At 63.5% G+C, this 18,515-nt stretch carries 9 protein-coding genes and 1 pseudogene; 6 read left to right on the forward strand and 4 right to left on the reverse strand.

Annotated features, from left to right (window positions below):
- The first annotated feature begins 72 nt into the window (after positions 1-72).
- The 4 genes and pseudogenes from C0V82_RS25955 (at position 73) to C0V82_RS25965 (ending at position 7,429) form a co-directional block, all read left to right on the forward strand.
- A complete protein-coding gene (locus C0V82_RS25955; protein ID WP_102115354.1) occupies positions 73-1,158 on the forward strand; it encodes an efflux RND transporter periplasmic adaptor subunit in 1,086 nt (361 codons plus the stop codon).
- Complete coding sequence (locus C0V82_RS25960) at positions 1,155-4,343, forward strand: efflux RND transporter permease subunit (protein ID WP_102115355.1); 3,189 nt, start codon at positions 1,155-1,157, stop codon at positions 4,341-4,343. The genes C0V82_RS25955 and C0V82_RS25960 overlap by 4 nt, the downstream gene beginning before the upstream one ends.
- A 335-nt stretch (positions 4,344-4,678) precedes the next feature.
- Positions 4,679-5,050: pseudogene (locus C0V82_RS28035) on the forward strand (leucine-rich repeat domain-containing protein); the annotation flags it as partial.
- 207 nt (positions 5,051-5,257) lie between these two features.
- Positions 5,258-7,429: a COR domain-containing protein gene (locus C0V82_RS25965; RefSeq protein ID WP_158660235.1), complete on the forward strand. Its 2,172-nt coding sequence runs from the start codon at positions 5,258-5,260 to the stop codon at positions 7,427-7,429.
- A 128-nt stretch (positions 7,430-7,557) separates the two neighbouring features.
- Here the strand turns inward: C0V82_RS25965 and C0V82_RS25970 are convergent, their stop codons facing one another.
- The 4 genes from C0V82_RS25970 to dgoD all read right to left on the reverse strand — a co-directional run bounded on the left by C0V82_RS25970 (position 7,558) and on the right by dgoD (position 15,106).
- Positions 7,558-8,412 (reverse strand): ParB/RepB/Spo0J family partition protein, encoded by an 855-nt coding sequence (locus C0V82_RS25970; RefSeq protein ID WP_158660236.1) that lies wholly within the window; start codon positions 8,410-8,412, stop codon positions 7,558-7,560.
- Complete coding sequence (locus C0V82_RS25975; protein WP_158660237.1) at positions 8,393-9,376, reverse strand: AAA family ATPase; 984 nt, start codon at positions 9,374-9,376, stop codon at positions 8,393-8,395. Before C0V82_RS25975 ends, C0V82_RS25970 begins: the two co-directional genes overlap by 20 nt.
- Positions 9,377-9,494: 118 nt before the next feature.
- Positions 9,495-13,838: an NACHT domain-containing protein gene (locus tag C0V82_RS25980; protein WP_158660238.1), complete on the reverse strand. Its 4,344-nt coding sequence runs from the start codon at positions 13,836-13,838 to the stop codon at positions 9,495-9,497.
- Between the two features lie 125 nt (positions 13,839-13,963).
- Positions 13,964-15,106 (reverse strand): galactonate dehydratase, encoded by a 1,143-nt coding sequence (gene dgoD, locus C0V82_RS25985; RefSeq protein ID WP_102115360.1) that lies wholly within the window; start codon positions 15,104-15,106, stop codon positions 13,964-13,966.
- 275 nt (positions 15,107-15,381) lie between these two features.
- On the opposite strand from dgoD, the gene glpK reads away from it, so the two are divergent.
- Positions 15,382-16,884, forward strand: a complete 1,503-nt coding sequence (gene glpK / locus C0V82_RS25990; RefSeq protein WP_102115380.1) for a glycerol kinase GlpK — start codon at positions 15,382-15,384, stop codon at positions 16,882-16,884.
- Entirely contained in the window at positions 16,881-18,452 is a 1,572-nt protein-coding gene (locus C0V82_RS25995; RefSeq protein WP_102115381.1) for a glycerol-3-phosphate dehydrogenase/oxidase, read from the forward strand. Before glpK ends, C0V82_RS25995 begins: the two co-directional genes overlap by 4 nt.
- Positions 18,453-18,515 lie beyond the last annotated feature (63 nt).

An 18,515-nucleotide genomic window follows, 5' to 3' on the forward strand; every position in this document is an offset into this window, starting at 1 on the left:
AATGCGCACGCCATATTGCGGCGCACCAAACAGGGGGTTTGGCGCGCCTGTAGGTCTATTGGGGGGTTGGGAATGAATCGTCGGTCCGTGATCATCGCGACCGTCATCTTGGCTGTGTCCGTGCTGTGGGTCCTGTCAGGTGTGGTCTTTGGGGGGCGCAAGGCCCCGGAACAGGCACCGGCCAAGGCCGCCGCCGCAGGCGCACCGGCCCATCAGGCCAGCGTGCAGGTCCGCCGGCAGACGGCGGAGGTCATGCAGGCCGCCCTTTCCATCCCCGGCCGCACGGAAGCGTTCCGCAAGGTGCCCCTGCGCGCCGAGGTGGCGGGGCCGGTGGAGGCGATCCTGGCCGAACGCGGGGCGTCCTTGCGCGCCGGTCAACCGGTGCTGCGTATCGCCGCCAAGGCACGCCGCGAACGTCTGGACGAGGCCACGGCCCGGCTGGCCCAGCGCCGGATCGAGTTTGAAGCCGCCAGCACCCTGCAGGCCAAGGGCTTCCAGTCGCAAATCCGTCTGGCCGAAACCAAGGCCCTGTTCGAGGCAGCGGAGGCTGAACAACGTCAGGCCGCGCTCGACGTCGCCAATCTGGAGGTGAAATCCCCCATCGACGGCGTTCTGGAAACGCGTGAGGCGGAGGTGGGCAGCTTCATGGAGGTGAATGGTCCGGTCGGCACCATTGTCGATCTGGACCCGATCCGTGTGGTCGCCAACGCCACCGAACGCGACGTGACCCAGCTGCGCCCCGGCATGAAGGGCAGCGCCCGCCTGCTGGACGGGACGCCGCTGGAAGGCACCATAACCTATGTCGCGGCCAGTGCGGAGCCGAACACCCGCACCTTCCGCGTAGAGCTGGAGGTGCCCAATCCCGGCAACCGCATCCGTGACGGTCTGACCGCTGCGCTGAACCTGCCTGTGGCGGAGACCAAGGCGCATCGCGTGTCGCCCGGCATCCTGACCTTGGCCGATAATGGCACGGTGGGCGTGAAGCTGGTGGAGGCCGATGGCACGGCCCGCTTTGCCCCGGTACAGCTTCTGGGTAATGCGCCCGATGGCGGTGTCTGGCTGGGCGGTCTGCCCGACATGATCAATCTGGTCACGGTCGGCCAGGACTTCATCACCCATGGGCAGAAGGTCACCACCGTCATGGAGAAGGCCCCATGAACGGGATCATCAACTGGTCGCTGGCCCATGCCCGCACGGTGATGTTGACCCTGTGCTTTCTGCTGGTAGCCGGCACGGTCAGCTTTGTCAGCATTCCCAAGGAAAGCTCACCCGACATCAATATCCCCCTGATCTATGTCTCCATGTCCTATACCGGCATCAGCCCGGAGGACAGCGAACGGCTGCTGCTGCGCCCGGTGGAACTGGAGGTGCGAACCATCGAGGGGATTAAGGAGATGCGCTCGACCGCCTATCAGGGCGGCGGCAACATCGTGCTTGAATTCTCTGCCGGGTTTGATGCCGACCAGGCCCTGGCCGACGTGCGCGAAAAGGTCGATATCGCGCGGGCCGAACTGCCCGACGGGGTGGAAGAGCCGCGCATCTCCGAGGTGAATTTCTCGCTGTTCCCCGTCGTCTCCGTCGTCCTGTCGGGCGATGTGCCGGAACGCACCCTGATGCATCTGGCGCGTGAGCTGCGGGACCGGGTGGAGGGCATCGACGCCGTACTGTCCGCCACCATCCGTGGCAACCGCGAAGAGCTGGTGGAGATCATCGTCGATCCGGTGAAGGTGGAAAGCTACGGGCTGGACGCCACCGAGATCGCGCAGCTTTTCTCCCGTTCCAACCGGCTGGTCGCCGCCGGCAGCCTGGATACCGGTCAGGGTCGCTTTGCCGTGAAGGTGCCGGGCCTGTTTGAGACGGTGGAAGATATCTGGAACATGCCCGTGAAGGTGCAGGGCGACGCCGTCGTGCGGTTCCGCGATATCGCGGAAATACGCCGCACCTTCAAGGATGCCGAAAGCTATGCCCGTCTGGATGGCGACCGCGCCGTGGCGCTGGACGTGTCCAAGCGCACGGGCGAGAACATCATCGATACGATCGAGCGGGTGCGCGCCGTCGTTGCCGCCGAACAGGCCTATTGGCCCGCCAATGTCGTGGTCTCCTATACCGGCGATCAGTCGGGCGACATCAAGATGATGTTGAACGACCTGGGCAATAATCTGGCCATCACCGTCCTGCTGGTCATGGTCATTGTCGTCGCCTCGCTGGGGGTGCGAACCTCTGTTCTGGTCGGTATTGCCGTGCCGGGATCGTTCCTGACGGCGATCCTGGTCCTGCATGGCATGGGTTATTCCATCAATATTGTCGTGCTGTTCGGGTTGATCCTGGCGGCGGGCAATGTCGTGGACGGGTCCATCGTCGTCACCGAATATGCCGACCGCAAGATGGCCGACGGCATGTCACCCAAACGCGCCTATGGCTTGGCGGCCCGCCGTATGGCCTGGCCCATCATCGCCAGCACGGCCACACAGCTGGCGGTGTTCGCACCCCTGCTGCTGTGGCCCGGCGTGGTGGGTGAATTCATGAAGTTCCTGCCCATCAGCCAGTTTGCCACCCTGATGGCAGCCCTGGCCATGGCGTTGATCTTCATTCCCGTGCTGGGTGCCCGATTCGGCCGCGCACATGGGCCGGTGCTGCCCTATGCCCCGGCCAACCAGCTGGCGGACGAGGATGAAAGCGACCCGGTCGACCCGCCGGCCAAGCTGGAGGGGCCTTACGTCGCCCTGCTGCGCTGGGCCCTGGCACGGCCCGGCACCGTCATCCTGGCCACCATCGGCCTGCTGATCGGGGCGCAGGCCTGGTACGCCACCCATGGCAATGGCGTGGAATTCTTCGCCAGCGTGGAACCGGACAATGCCGCCGTCCTGGTCCATGCGCGCGGCAACATGTCCATTGATGAGCGCGATGTCCTGGTCAGGCAGGTGGAAGCGCGCATCCTGCAACTGAATGAGTTTGACAGCGTCTATTCCCGCACCAGCGGCGACGGCAATGGCGGCGGGGGCGGCGATGATGCCGCCCTGGACGTGATCGGCCAGATCCAGCTGGACTTCAAGGACTGGCAGCAGCGGCGCAAGGCCGACGCCATCCTGGAGGATATCCGCAAGCGTACCGCCGACCTGCCCGGTATTCAGATCGAGGTGCGCAAGCAGGAAGGCGGCCCGCCGACCGGCAAGGCCCTGCAGGTGGAACTCTCCTCCCGCTTCCCCGACCTGCTGCCCGCCGCCGCCGCGCATGTGCGGCGCGGTATGGAAAGCCTGGGTCAGGTCATCGATATCGAGGATAGCCGCCCCCTGCCCGGCATCGAATGGCAGGTGGCAGTGGACCGCGCCCAGGCGGCCAAGTTCGGCCTGGACACCTCGGCGGTCGGTGATGCCGTCCGCATGGTGACCAACGGTCTGATCCTGTCCACCTATCGCCCCGACGACACGGATGACGAAATTGACGTCGTCGTCCGCTATCCCACCGAATATCGCTCCATCGACCGGATCGATGCCGTCCGTGTCGTCACCTCCGCCGGGTCGGTGCCGATCAGCAATTTCGTCACCGTGACCCCGGAACAGAAGGTCAGTCAGGTGGACCGCGTGGATGGGGAGCGGGTGATGCGGGTGAAGGCCGCCGTCACCCCCGGCACCCTGCCCGACACCAAACTGACGGAGCTGAAGGCTTGGCTGGCCAAGAACCCCGTTGACCCGCGCGTGGATGTGAATTTCAAGGGCCAGGATGAGGAGCAGAAGGAAAGCCAGACCTTCCTGACCAACGCCTTCCTGGCCGGCATGGTCATCATGGCCATCATCCTGGTGACCCAGTTCAACAGCCTGTACAGCGCCTTCCTGATCCTGTCCTCGGTCATCATGTCGACCATCGGCGTGACGCTTGGCCTGATCATCACGGGACAGCCCTTCAGCATCGTGATGACGGGCCTGGGCATCATCTCCCTGGCCGGTATTGTGGTGCAGAACAATATCGTGCTGATCGACACCTATGATCAGTACCGCAAGACCGAGGCCAGCGCCTATGACGCCATTCTGCGGACGGGTGCCGAACGGTTGCGGCCCGTGCTGCTGACAGCACTCAACACCGTGCTGGGCCTGCTGCCGCTCTGCCTTGGCGTCAATATCGACGTGCTGGAACGGGCGGTGACGGTGGATGCGCCGGCCACGCAATGGTGGACGGCCATCGCCAACGCCATCGTCTTCGGCCTGACCTTCGCCACCCTGCTGACCCTGGTCGTCACACCCTGCGCCCTGATGCTGCGCGCCCATCTGCATGATTGGCGCGTGGCACGGAAGGGGGGCAAGGTGGCGGTGCCGCCGGTGTCGGTGCTGGACCGCGCGGCGGAGTAAGGGGGGCGGGGGGCGTTGCGGCGGCGGTGGGGGAAGGCCCGCCGCCGCTGGGGTTGCATACAGTTGCAACCGGAACGCCTGATACAGCCCTCACGCGCACCCCTCTGGCTGCAACCGCCGGTTCAGGGTAGTCTGCTTGCGGCCTATTCGTGTGGGGCCGGCGGCGGGACGGATCGGGTAGCAGCAGCATGAGCGACATGGAAGAAGCCCTGGCCCGCATCCGGCGGGAGGCGGAGAAGCGGACGGGAGAACTGGACCTACGCGGGTTGAAGCTGGAAGAATTGCCAGACCAGATGTTCGCGTTGACGCATCTGCACGGGTTGTACTTGGGGCGTATGTTTGTTGGCAAAGGGTCCGCTCGAATTACGAATGGAGAAAGCCGTCTTCACGCTTTCCCCGAACTGCGGCAGCTGGACGTCCGGGGCTGCGATTTGGAAGATTTAAACTTTGTGGAAACTTTACCGCAGCTGCAAAAGTTCGACTTCTCCCGAACGTCAATCAGTGATCTTGGCCCCTTGCGCAGTTTGACGGAGCTGCAACAGCTTGACTGCTCTGAGACGTCAGTCGGTGATCTTGGCCCCTTGCGTGGTTTGACGCAGTTGCAAGCGATTGACTGCTCTGAAACACCAGTCAGTGATCTTGACCCTTTGCGTGGTTTGACGCAGTTGCAAGTGCTGGACTGCTCTTTCACACTTGTCAGTGACCTCGACCCCTTGAACAGGTTATCGCAACTGCGGCAGCTTGACTGCTCTGAAACGCCAGTCAGTGATCTTGGCCCCTTGAGCGGTCTAACACAGCTACAACGGCTGTCCTGCGCCGGAACCTCAGTCAGTGATCTTGGTCCGTTGTTTGGCCTTACGCAACTGCAACTGCTGCGCTGTTCGTTTTGCCCCCTCACCGACCTGCCGGAGGGGTTGATCCGTTCTCCCGCACTTGAGTACCTGCACCTCTCCCACGTCACTCTGCCCGGCTGGCCCGCTACCGGTGTTCTGTCCAGCAACTATGGCGACAACTGCCTCGACCGCGTCCGCGCCCATCTGGACGACCTGGCCGAGGGGGCCGTTCAGGACCCGCGCATCAAGCTGCTGATTCTGGGCAATGGCGGGGCGGGCAAGACACAGATTGCCAACTGGCTGTCCCACGCGGAATACAGGTTGAACCCAAACTGGGACAGCACCCATGGCATTCAGGTAAGCAGTGCGGCACTGACCGGTGATCCGCCCCTGACCCTATCCATCTGGGATTTTGGCGGACAGGACCTTTATCACGGTGTGCATGCCCTATTCCTGAACAGCCCTGCCCTGCTGTTGCTTGTCTGGGCCACGGATACGGAGGACCGGGGTGGGCATGGGGATGGGGAACTCTGGTTCCGGGATCATCCCCTGCCCTACTGGTTGGCGCTGGCCCGGCATCAGGCGCATGCCTACAGCCCGGTGATCCTGGCGCAGAGCAAATGCGACCGGGTGGAGGATCGGGTTCGGCCCTTCCCGGTGGAGGCGGCGGCGCTGGACGCCCTGCCCTATCCAGCACCACAACTGTACCTGTCCGTGGGGGCCGGCACGGGGCGGGACGGGTTGGTGGAGGAGATACGGATCGCCGCCAACTGGCTGCGCGATCCCACCCGCATGGGCGTGCCGCGCGTGGGCAAGGGCCGGGTGGCGGTGCGTGATCGGATGGAGGAGATGCGGGGGGCAGGCACGCGCCTGCTGTCCATGGCGGATTTCCGGGCCCTGTGCGCGGAGATCGGCGGGGTCAGCGCGCCAGAGCATTTGCTGACCTGGCTGGACGCCGAAGGGGTAGTGTTCCACCGGCCCGGCCTGTTCCAGGATCAGGTTGTGCTGGACCCGTCCTGGGCGCTGGACGCCATTTACACGATTTTCGACCGGCAATCCGGCATGGCCAAGCGGATTCAACGCCAACGCGGGCGGTTCACCCGCGATCTTCTGTCCGATACGCTGTGGCGGGATTACAGCGTGCAGGAGCAGAAGGTTTTCCTGTCCATGATGGTGTCCTGCGGCATTTGCTTCGTGTTGCGGGAATGGCGGGAGGATGGAGAATGGCTGCGCGAGTATGTGGCCCCCGACCTTTTGCCCGAACGCGATGCGGTGGTGGGGTTGGTGCCCGTCCGCTGGTCCGACAGTGCGCCCACGCAGCAGGCGGTTTACACCTTTCCCATGCTGCATGGCGGATTGATCCGCACCATCCTGTCGCGGATTGGCAGTATGGCGGGGGAAGACGCGCTCTATTGGCGCGGCGGCCTGTGCGGCTATGAGACCCGGTACCGCAGCCGCTTCCTGATTGAACAGGAAATGACGGGGGACTGGAGCGGACACATCACCGTTCGCACGCAGGACGGGGATGCTCTGGGCCTGTTGTCGCGGTTGCAGGAGATTGTGGAGCGCGCGGCGGCCCTGGTCGGCCTGCGCGGGGAGCGTGCGGCGGAGGAGAAACCCCGGCGGGTGATGGAGATGGCAGAAGCGGAGACGCCGCCCGCCCTGAGAACCGGGCCGGACCCCGTGCCGGTGCGGGAATGGTACGTGTCCTACGCCTGGAAGGACGCCGCGAACCCCGACCTGGAACAGCCGGTTGACGAACTTTGCGCCGAAGCGGCCAAACGCGGCATTCGTATCAAACGCGACCGCACCGACCTTGGCCCCGGCGATGGCCGCATCAGCGCCTTTATGGACAAAATTGGGGCCGGGGAACGCATTGTCGTGGTGTTGAGCAAGAAGTATCTTGAATCCCCCTTCTGCATGCATGAACTGCACGCCATCTGGCGGCGCAGCCGCACGGATGACGAATTCATCAACCGCGTTCGTCTGTGGGCGCCCGGCACAGTGCCCATCTGGAATCCGAAGCAACGGGTGGGGTGGAACCAGCATTGGTTCAAGGAATTCAATGACTTGAATGATTGTCTGGAGCCGGGACAGTCGCCCACTCTGTTGGGCTTGGATGCGTATCAGCGTCTGTTGCTGATGCGGGAATTCTATGCGCACGCTGCCGACATCCTGGGCACCCTGGCCGACCATGTGCATAAGCGTGAATGGCCGGATTTCCTGGATTATGTGTTCCAGGACGTGGATTGAGTGACAAGCGTAGACCAATCGTAGCGCGGATTAGCGTCAGCGTAATCCGCGGAGCGACGGTGTCGGGGTTTCCGCGGATTACGGCTGGCACCTAATCCGCGCTACGCGGTTGCCGTGTGCCCCCTCCCCTACCCTTTCAGCAGCCGGTCAATCTCCCGCCGCAGGGCCTGCAATGTGCGGCGCTGCTCGTCATCCAGCGCAACCGGCGTTCTGGCCAGGGCCTTCACACCCTTTTCCACCTGGGTCAATGCGGCGCGCACGGGGTTGGGCCTTTCCTTAGGCACGGGTGCCCGTGCCCCCTGCCCTTCCGCCTTGGGTGCCCGCGCCTCGCGCAGCGCCTTGACCGACGCGCCCTGGCGCAGCAGGTCCATCAGGTGGGCGCGTTCGGTCCCGTCGGCGGCCAGTGCCAGTTCGACTATGGCGTTGCGCGACAGGTGCAACGTTGCACATTCGGCCAGCATGTCGTCGGGCAGGGACAAGAGCTTCAGCACGCGGTTGACCTGTGTCCGGCTCCACCCCAACGCGCCGGCGGCGGCCTCCTGTGTGTAGGCGTGGCGTTCCATCAGGGCCTGGATGCCGCGCGCTTCCTCCAGCGGCGACAGGTCCACGCGCTGCAAATTCTCCACCAGCGCGATTTCCTCGGCATTGCCCGAGGTGACGATGGCGTGCAGGGCAGGGCGGGCCAGAAGGCCAAGCGCGCGCCACCGGCGCTCGCCCGCCACAATCTCATATTCCCCGCGCGCATCGGCCAGGGGGCGGATCAGGATGGGCTGCAACAGGCCCTGACGTTCGATGCTGTCGGCCAGCTGGCGCAGCGCATCCTCGTCAAAATGGCGGCGCGGTTGGTCGGCGCGCGGGTGGACGCGGGCATGTTCCACCTCGATCAGGCGCGGAAACTCACGGGAGATCAGGGAGCCGTCGCCGCGCGCGGCGACATCATCCATGGCGCGGCCAAAGGCCGACTTACCCTTCTGCAGCTTCACCGGCAATCTCCCTGGCCAGATGGAAATAGGCCTGCACCGGATGGTCCGCGGGCAGGGCCTCGACCGCGATGACATTGTTATAGGCAGCCTGGTTGATGCCCGTACTCATGCGGATTGGCTCGAACACGCGGCCCAGATCGCTGTCGCCCGTGAAGCGGGCGCGCAGATCGGCCAGAACCTCCCGGTCCACCGTCTGCCGTTCCGCATACATGGTGGGCAGTACGCCCAGCACCGTCAACTCATGGTTCGTGAAGCGGCGCACGCGGCCAATGGTCTTCAACAGCAGCGGAATGCCCAGCAGATCGACCGGCCGCGTCGCCACGGGGATCAGCACATGATCGGCGGCGTTCAAGGCGTTGATGGTCATGGAGCCGAGATTGGGCGGCGTGTCGATCAGGATGAAATCATAATCACCCAGCAGTTCAGCCAGCGCCGCCTTCAACCGCGTCTCGCGGCCTACCAGCCCTGCGGCACTGTCAAACTCCGCCAGCGCCAGACCCGATGGCAGCACGTCAAAGGTGCGCAGTTTGATGATCGTATCGCGCACAGGCCGGTCATCAACCAGGACTGCGTGAAGTGTAGCGCCCTTATCCTCCAGCTCGATAATATCGCAGCCGACCATGGCCGTGGCGCTGGCCTGCGGGTCCGCATCGACCAGCAGCACCCGGAAACCCAGGCGCGCGAAGCTGGCCGCCAGGTTGACAGACGTGGCCGACTTGCCAACCCCGCCCTTCTGGTTGGAACAGGCGATGATACGCGCCCGGCCCGGCTGTCCGCCGCCGCCGATCAAGCGCAGAACGGCATCGGGAACCGGTTCCTTGCCGCTTTCCCAGCGGCTGATCCGCGCCTTGTCGTAGGACCGCGCCAGCGCCTCATTCAGGTGCCGCGCGCAGCCCTCCTGCGTCAGCCCCTTGCGTTTGCGGAACGCCTTCAACGCCTCTCCCGCCATCACCCGATCCTTCACCGCAAATACCGGGCGCAGAGTGGGGGAGGGCAGGGGGCCTTGTCAATAAAGTTGACGGTGGGGTGTCAACCTTCTTGGGGGGAAGGGAGCCAAAAAGGGGAGTGTGCAACGTTGCACGTCAAGGCTTCCGCGAGGGGCGGAGACGGCTGGCAGGGCCCGGATCGGCGGGTGCTGCGTCCAGCCCGATCGCGCGCAGTTTGCGGCCTTTTACATCTGATTCGAAGAACTGCTTGGCGGAACTGTCCAGCTTATTCATGAGTTCCGCGAACGCTCCCAAGGTGTCCTGACGGTCTGGAGCGGGAGCCTCGTGATTGGTGACGAGCAGGATACCATGCCTTCGCTGATCTACGAGGAGATAGCCGTCGGGCAGTTGGGCCATCAACGCTGCTTCCAGAGGCTTCAAGCCTTTCTGATTGTATCGCTTGATCTCTATGACCATTGAGATGTTCGGGCCACGGGAGATGACAATATCCATCTTGTCTCCGCGACCGGTTACCTGTTCCCGAGCGACGTTGAAGCGGTTATGTGAGCGCAAGTACAACTGGTTTGTTACCCATTCCTGTACAGCCTTCTCATCAGCGCAGCTGCGTAAGCTCTGCCTACCCGAAAAATCCCCCGTGATCAGATCTTCCCGGATGTCCTCCAGAATGCCAAAGATGTTGGCCAGCAAATCCTCCCCGTTCCGGATCGGTAGCAGGGCCCTTTCCTCGAAATCAATGACCTCGGCCGGCGTCCATGGTCTCGGGTTGGTATCACGCTCCGCCATTTCATGGGCGAGTTCTGTGAAGCGCAGCTGGCTATTTGGTGGCAGCTTTTTGCCGACCCGCTGCAAGGCTGCATGGGCGTCGGGTCCTGTGCGGTAGAGGAGGGCTTTCAGAATGTTGTTCCGGGCGGCTTCGGCATTGTCTCTGGCATCCGGGCTGAATACCCCCTCATGAACCGCGTCCGCCTCGGGCCGGATTTTGCTGTATACCAACGAAAGGAGCGCTTCCAGGCAGGGGATCGATAGAGCCGTAAGGGGCAGGGTCGCGACATTGCGATGGTGCGGATCGAACAGACTGCTGAACAGCCGCGCCGCGCGTTCAGTCGCCGACCCGCCACTGCCCTTGATCCACTGTGCCATCAGCTGCACACCACTATCGGGCATCAGCGTGAACAGTAAGGCAAGGTAGCGCAGGCTGCGCTCATCATCCCCACACCCGTCCAGCCTTGCGCGCGTTACGGCATGAAGGGCCTTTACCTCTGAAAGCGCGTCAACATTGTCGCTGATGATCGCAAGCGCATGGTCAAAGGCGCTGATGGCGGCGGGTTCAGAATTTTCAAGGAATGTCAGAACGGTGGACACTACAACAGGGGCCGTGGCCTGCCCCGCCCTGGCATAATGGCTGAGGAAGTGTTTGCCGAACTGTGCCGGGGATCGCAACTCCCGGTCAATCTCTTCCACGAGCAGTGGGCTGACGGCCCTGGGGTGGGCAGCCAGCAAGGCGTCAAACCAGACGGGGCAGCCATCCTCTGACAGGCAGGCATGTTCGACGGCCCGTTTCGCATCCGCTTCGGCCAGTGTGCTTGCCCAATCTGGATTGTCTTTCGCCTCAATCCCAATGGCGGCGTAGCTCATCAAGGTGATCTTGTCCCGGCCATTTTCACCGGGGCGCTTGGGTTGGTTGGATCGCCAGAGGATGCCCATGCCTTTGGTATAGGCGTCGGCAACGGGTTGTCCGAAGGCGGCGATCAGTGCCGGCCATTCCAACACGGCAACTTCTGTTACTTCGGCTGTGTGGTATCCCAGCCATCTGGTCAGGTCCCAAAGACGCAATGCGCTTTGCCCCCAGCCTGAAAGTTCAGACGGATCGCACAGTTTCTCGGGTTCAGTGGAAAGTTCACCACGAAACTTGATCCATGAGGCATAGGACCGGCTCTTCCGGCGGTTCTCGTCCCTGTCGCGTCGCACAATAAGTTCGGCTGTTTGTCTGGAGCGGCCTTTCCGTGGTCGGGGGAACAGATGCCGGATCAGTTCGGCCTTCAGGACAGGATGATCGGCGACGATCCTGAGCAGCCGTGGCGCATGCCGTCGCAGGCCGTCGGACGATTTCAGAATACTAACCGCGACATTAAGCGCCAGGCACTTCTGCCATTCTTCGGGCTTGCTGGTTACCGCTTGCAGAAAATGCTCAAGATCGTTTTCGCCGGGCTCAAGTGTCTGTTCAAACTGGAATATAGCTCTTGGTTCATTTCCTGGGCCGGCTTGACGGGCTTCTTCTTCTGCCGCCTCCCAGAACAAGGCCTGTTTCAAGGCCGGAAAGTCGCTGAGGGCAGCACCGATTGTCACAATCGGTTTGGTTTCATAGTGCGTATCTTGCTGCCGACAACGCTGGATGACCAGCATCATGGCCGAAAGTGCGGGGTGGTACTCCCCCGTAAGCTCCACGATCAGGCTCTTTGCGATGGGGGTCAGACGTTGGGCAATCTTGCGGTGTTTCTTTCCAACCCGGTGATATGTGTCCACCAAGGGCGGGGCGAGGCACAGTCGACAGAGGCCCGCAGCCAGCGCCAACCTTGTCTCCAGGTTCGGGCAGGCGCCGAAAAGATCAGGAAGTATATAATCAAAATTGACACTGACACCTTTGGACGGCGTTGAATTGTCAACCAGTTGCAGCAATTGCTCAACCGACATGTATTTTGGAAAGAAACATTCAGCAGTTGTAGTGGCCACCTGTGCGGGCAGAGTTACGGCATTGGCCAGTAATACCGGCAAAATCTCGTCAATGATTTGCCGATCATCACAGGCGCTTATCGCTTCAATAGCGACGCTGCGATTATGCGGATCGGCTGCGGCATCCAACGCTACCTCACGCGCAATATCCACACATTCCCTGATCGCGGCTTCCCGGATCAGGCGCAAAAGGATGAAGCGGAATCGGGGTCTTGGGCCTGTAGCCCAGATCTGATGGATCACCGTTGCGAGGGCAGGGTCAGCGAAGAGGGTTAAGTTACTTCGGTCAATGCCATCATCCGCAATCCGCCCCTCTGCGTGCAGTCCCGCCGCCACCCGCAGCAGTTCGGCCCGGTCATTCAACGGCAGGGCCGTTGGATCGCCATGCTGGATCAGGGCCAAGGGCGCTCGCCGGATCAGTTCCACCCGGATATCAGGGTCCCAAAGTGCCAGCCAAGCAGCAACGGGGCGAAGGGTCGGAACGCTGCATTCAACGCAATAGCGCTTGGCGAACAGCATGTTGCGCACGGCCTTGCGGTTGCCGGGTGTCTCCAGCAGGCGGCGCAACCAGCAGGCGGCCAAATATTCCTGCGCCCAACGATGGTGGAACCGGATACGGCCATAGGTGGCGGGTGCGAACAGGCCGCGTGCCAGCAGGTTATTGAGCTCTACGGATGACCAGTCCGGCAGCAGAGCGGCGGCGTCGATACTGTTAATGTCCGGGGCGTGACCATCATCCTGGGCAGGTGCGCGCAGGGTGAAGCACCGGCCCAGAACAAGACCGGCGGCCAACCGTTCTGCCCCTTTGCGCGCCTTCTCGTCGGACAACGTATCTTGGTTGCGCCGATCCTGATTAATCTCGCAGAGACGAAGTTTAATCGCTTCTTCCAGCATTTCAGAAAGGCTGGCAAAGGTGCCGTAGTTATTCCAATAGTCCACCAGGAACCGAAGATCGCGCGGTCGTTCTGTCAATGGTTCCAGCTGCTTACGGCGCAGACTGTCTATGAAGTGGTCAACATCCTGGATGCCGTAGCGCTGAATGAAGGTCCGTTGCTGCGCGATGTCCAAGGGAGCCAGTTGCACAACCAGTAGGCCAGGGTCCTTCTGGGTTGCCTCGTCCTGCTTGTCGCTGTTCCGTTGCGGGCGTTGATATCCTTCGTCAAACGGGGCCAGCAAGGTGGCCTTCCAGTCGCGGAGGAGGGGTGGCGTTGGTGCTGCTGGTGGCGGGTCCGGCAGGGGCAGTTTCTCGTGAAAGGTCGCGCGATCCTCGTCCCCACGCCAGTCGGACACGCGGCAGGAAACAAAGATATGGGCACGGGATAGGGCGGTTTCGCCGATATCCCGCGCCAGACGGCGCAGCGCCTTGTCGAACCGTTTGCGGCTTAGCCGCGCTTCATCCACCGAATCCAGAAAGAAGAAACCAGTTCCGTTGCCGTCTTTCCAGGCGGTGAAATCGGCGTCAGTGCCAATATCGAGGGCGTTGAAGATGCCGTCTTCCAGGTCCTCAACACGTGCGAAGAACGCCGCCTGTCCCACATGACGCAGGCTCTGTGCCTGATGGCGGAACTCCGCTGTCTTTCCGCATCCGGCCTCTGCCAGCAGCACCACCCGCTGGTGCTTCAGCAATGCCTGCCAGTCAAGCCAGCCGCCATAGCGGCGTCCTTGTTCGGTTGTCCATTCCAGGCGCGGCTCTTCGCCCTTCCTCACCGGAACGAAGCTGCGGTCCAGGTTGATATAGTCCAATGGCACGGGGGCGGGCCTATCGGGCGGGGCAGGGGGCTTTTGGTAGAATAACCCGACCGCCGCCGATATCCACAGGTTTGGACCGGTTGCTTGCCCCTACCCGTGGCCTGTTACCACATCCCGGTGCCGCCTCACCATTCCGCGACGCTGCCGTCGGCGATGCGCCAGGCGGGGTTGCGCCAGCGGTGGGGGGTGGCAGACAGGTCGCGGACCAGGGCTTCGTTGACCTCAATCCCCAGGCCGGGGGCGGTGGGAATGCTGACATGCCCGTCGGTCAGGGCGAAGACCGAGGGGTCGGACAGATAGGTCAGCAGGTCATAGCCGTCAGTATTGTAATGGATACCCAGCGACATTTCCTCGATGAAGAAATTGGGCGTGCTGAAGCCCACGGCCAGACAGGCGGCAAAGGCGATGGGGCCCAGCGGGCAATGCGGGGCCAGGGCCACGTCATAGGCCTCTGCCATGGCGGCGATGCGCTTGACCTCTGAGATACCGCCGGCATGCGACAGGTCGGGCTGGATGATGTCGACAATGCCCTGGTTCAGGAAAGGCTTGAAATCCCACCTTGTATAGAGCCGTTCCCCCAGGGCGATGGGCAGGCTGGTCAGGTTGGACAGCTGTGCGATGCCCTCAATATTCTCCGACAGCAGCGGTTCTTCGATGAACAGCGGGCGCAGCGGCTCCAAGGCGACGGCAACCTGCTTGGCCAGCGGCTTATGGATGCGGCCGTGGAAATCCAGCCCGACCTCCAGCCCCTGATCCTTCACGGCCTGGGCGCGTTCGACGACGCCGTCAATATCCTTGCCGGTGCCGACCCAGGCCATTTCGGCGGTGGCATTCATCTTGACAGCGCGGAACCCCTGTTCCCGGCGCAGGCGGGCGGCTTCCGCCACCTCGTCCGGGCGGTCGCCGCCGATCCAGGCATAGCATTCGATACGGTCGCGCACGGCCCCGCCCAGAAGCTGCCAGACCGGCACGCCCAGCGCCTTGCCCTTGATGTCCCACAGCGCCTGATCCAGGCCCGACAGGGCCGACATCAGCACCGGCCCGCCCCGGTAGAAGCCCAGACGGTATGAAATCTGCCAGATATCCTCAATCCGCGAGGCATCGGTGCCCAGGAACCGGTCCTTCAGGCTTTCAAAAGCGCCAATCACCGCTTCGGCATGGCCTTCAAGGCTGCATTCGCCCCAACCCACAATGCCGCAATCGGTCTCCACGCGCACAAAAACCCAGCGGGGCGGCACCTGGAACAGTTCAATCCTGGCGATTTTCATTCTTGTCTCTTGGGGATGGCCCCGGATACGGGGGCTTCTGCCGCTTTCAATGGCACCGATCATAGCGTGGGGCGTCTGCATCGTCAAATTTCTTCATATAAATATGCTAAATAGACGGATGCCGACTTGACGGTCGCGGCTCACCAATTTATCTGATAAATATGCCATTCGATCGGGGCTTTGGATAGCAATATTGTCTGACCGGTGGGTCAGGACCCCGGCGGCATTGCATCATGGCGGACAGAATGAAGAAGCCGCCGGCGGAGGGAATCCATATGACCGAGCATATCCTGGCGATAGACCAGGGGACGACGGGAACGACCGTCCTGATCTTTGACCGTGAGACGCATATAGTCGGTCGGGCCTATGCGGAGTTTACGCAGCATTATCCGCGTGCGGGTTGGGTTGAGCATGACGGGGCGGAGATCTGGCGGGTGACGCTGGCGACGGCGGGTCGGGCGCTGTCGTCGGCTGGGCTGTCGGCGCGGGATTTGCGGGCCATTGGCATCACCAATCAGCGGGAGACGGTGCTGGCCTGGAACCGGCATACGGGCGAGCCGGCGCACCGCGCCATCGTCTGGCAGGACCGGCGCACCGCCGGTTTCTGTGATGATCTGCGGTCGCGCACGGGCGTGACGGAGATGATCCGCGCCAAGACCGGGCTGGTCATCGATCCCTATTTCTCGGGCACCAAGCTGCGCTGGCTTTTGGAGAATGTGCCGGGCCTGCGGGCGGGGGCGGAGGCGGGTGACATCCTGTTCGGGACCATCGACAGCTGGCTGATCTGGAACCTGACGGGCGGGGCCGCCCATGTCACCGACCCCTCCAACGCGGCACGCACCCAGCTTTACGATATTCACCGGGGCGTTTGGGATGATGAACTGCTGTCCCTGATGGATGTGCCAGCAAGGGGATTGCCGGAGGTGCGGTCATCGTCCGCCGTGCTGGGCCATACGACGGCAGATGGGTTTCTGGGGGCCGGCGGCATTCCCATTGCCGGCGTGGCGGGGGATCAGCAGGCAGCCCTGTTCGGGCAGGCCTGCCACGGGCCGGGTCTGGCCAAGAATACCTATGGCACCGGGTCCTTCCTGCTGATGCATACCGGCGCCTCCACCCTGCGCGATCCCGGCCCGCTTCTGTCCACGGTGGCCTGGCGCATCGGGGATCAGCCGCTGGAATATGCGCTGGAAGGGGCGATTTTCGTCACCGGGGCGGCTGTGCAATGGCTGCGCGACGGGTTGGGCCTGATCGCGGCGGCGGCGGAGACGGAGGAACTGGCCCGGTCCATCCCGCAGAATGACGGGGTCTATTTCGTGCCGGCCCTCACCGGGCTGGGTGCCCCGCATTGGGACCCCTATGCGCGGGGGCTGATCGCCGGGCTGACGCGTGGCACGGGCCGGGCGCATCTGGCGCGGGCCGCCTTGGAGGCCATGGCCTATCAGACCCGCGACGTCACCCGCGCCATCGAGGCACAGACGGGCATCGCGCTGACCGAGCTGCGCGCCGATGGCGGGGCCGTGGGCAACAGTTTCCTGATGCAGTTCCAGGCCGACCTTCTGGGTGTGCCCGTGGAGGTGCCACGCGTGTCGGAAACGACGGCCCTGGGAGCCGCCTATCTGGCGGGGCTGGCCACCGGCATGTGGCAGGACCGGGAGGAGATTCGCGCCACCTGGAAACTGGCCCGCCGGTTCGAGCCGGGCATGGGCACCGCCGAGCGCGAGCGGCTTTACACACAATGGACAAGGGCCGTGGAGAAATCCCGCGGATGGGCGGCATGACAAACGGATTGGACCGCGCAGGCGGCATCGCGGCCCTGGCGGATGCCACGACCTGGGACTTGGTCATCATCGGCGGTGGGGCTACGGGCCTGGGTACGGCCCTGGACGCCGCCGCGCGCGGATATCGCACGCTGCTGCTGGAGGGGCATGATTTCGCCAAGGGCACGTCGTCGCGCGCCACCAAGCTGGTGCATGGCGGCGTGCGCTATCTGGCGCAGGGCAACATTCCCCTGGTCCGTCACGCCCTGCATGAACGCGGTCGGCTGCTGGCCAACGCGCCGCAGGTGACGCGGCGGCAGGGGTTCGTCGTGCCTTGCTATCGCTGGTGGGACATGGCCTTCTATGGCGCGGGTCTGTTCGCCTATGATCTGCTGGCCGGCAGGCTGGGCCTGGGCCGGTCGCGGCTGTTGTCGCGGGCGGAGGTGATGCGGCGGCTGCCGACCGTCAAGACAGAGGGTCTGGTCGGCGGCATCCATTATTATGACGGGCAGTTTGATGACAGCCGCCTGGCCCTCACCCTCGCGGCCAGTGCCGCCGATCATGGCGCCACCCTGTTGAACTATGTCCGGGTCACCGGCTTGCTGAAGGACGATGGCCGCATCGCGGGCGTCACGGCGCGGGATATGGAAACGGGCACCGATTACCGCATCCAGGCCAGGGCCGTGGTCAATGCCGCCGGGATTTTCATGGATGAGATCCGGCACATGGACCGGCCCGATCTGGCCGAGGGATTGTCGCTGAGCCAGGGTATCCATCTGGTCCTGGACCCGGATTTCCTTTCCAGCGATGACGCCATCCTGATCCCCAAGACCGATGATGGCCGCGTGCTGTTCGTGCTGCCCTGGCTGGGCCGGACCGTGATCGGCACCACCGACACGCCCATCGAAACCGCCAGTCTGGAGCCGCGCGCCCTGGAGGCGGAAATCCAGTTCCTGCTGGAGCATGCGGCGGAATATCTGACGCGGGTCCCCACCCGATCGGACGTGCTGTCGGTCTTTACCGGCATCCGCCCGCTGGTGAAGGTGAAGGGCGCGTCGGGCACGTCCGCCGTGCCGCGCGACCATGTGCTGATGGTATCGGACAGTGGCCTTGTCACCATCACCGGCGGTAAATGGACCACCTATCGCGAGATGGCGGAACAGACGGTGGACGCCGCCGCCAAGGCCGGGCACCTTACCCCCAAGCCCAGCCCCACGAAGGACCTGCGCCTGCATGGCTGGACCCCGCGCGAACGCATCGACAGCGCCGACCCGCTGGCCGCCTATGGCGCTGATGCGCCCAAGGTGCGCGCCGTCCTGGCCGAACAGAAGGGCTGGGACGCCCCCATGCATCCCGACCTGCCCTATGCACTGGGCGAAGCGGCCTACGCCGCCCGCCACCTGATGGCCCGCACGGTGGAAGATGTCCTCTCCCGCCGCACCCGCGCCCTGCTGCTGAATGCCACCGCCGCCATCGCCGCCGCACCCGCCGTGGCAAAGGTCCTCGCCGCAGAGCTGGGCAAGGACGCCGAATGGATCGACAGGCAGGTCGCCGAATTCACAGAATTGGCAGGCGTGTACAGGGTGTAGCGCGGATTAGCGAAGCGTAATCCGCGGAGCCACTGGAGAGCGCGTTTCCGCGGATTACGGCTG

The organism is Niveispirillum cyanobacteriorum, from assembly GCF_002868735.1.
GTDB lineage: Bacteria > Pseudomonadota > Alphaproteobacteria > Azospirillales > Azospirillaceae > Niveispirillum > Niveispirillum cyanobacteriorum.

Coding starts and splice junctions, on each gene's coding strand:
- C0V82_RS25995 (WP_102115381.1), top strand. CDS start 16,881: ATGACAAACGGATTGGACCGCGCAGGCGGCATCGCGGCCCTGGCGGAT.
- dgoD (WP_102115360.1), bottom strand. CDS start 15,106: ATGAAAATCGCCAGGATTGAACTGTTCCAGGTGCCGCCCCGCTGGGTT.
- C0V82_RS25960 (WP_102115355.1), top strand. CDS start 1,155: ATGAACGGGATCATCAACTGGTCGCTGGCCCATGCCCGCACGGTGATG.
- C0V82_RS25955 (WP_102115354.1), top strand. CDS start 73: ATGAATCGTCGGTCCGTGATCATCGCGACCGTCATCTTGGCTGTGTCC.
- glpK (WP_102115380.1), top strand. CDS start 15,382: ATGACCGAGCATATCCTGGCGATAGACCAGGGGACGACGGGAACGACC.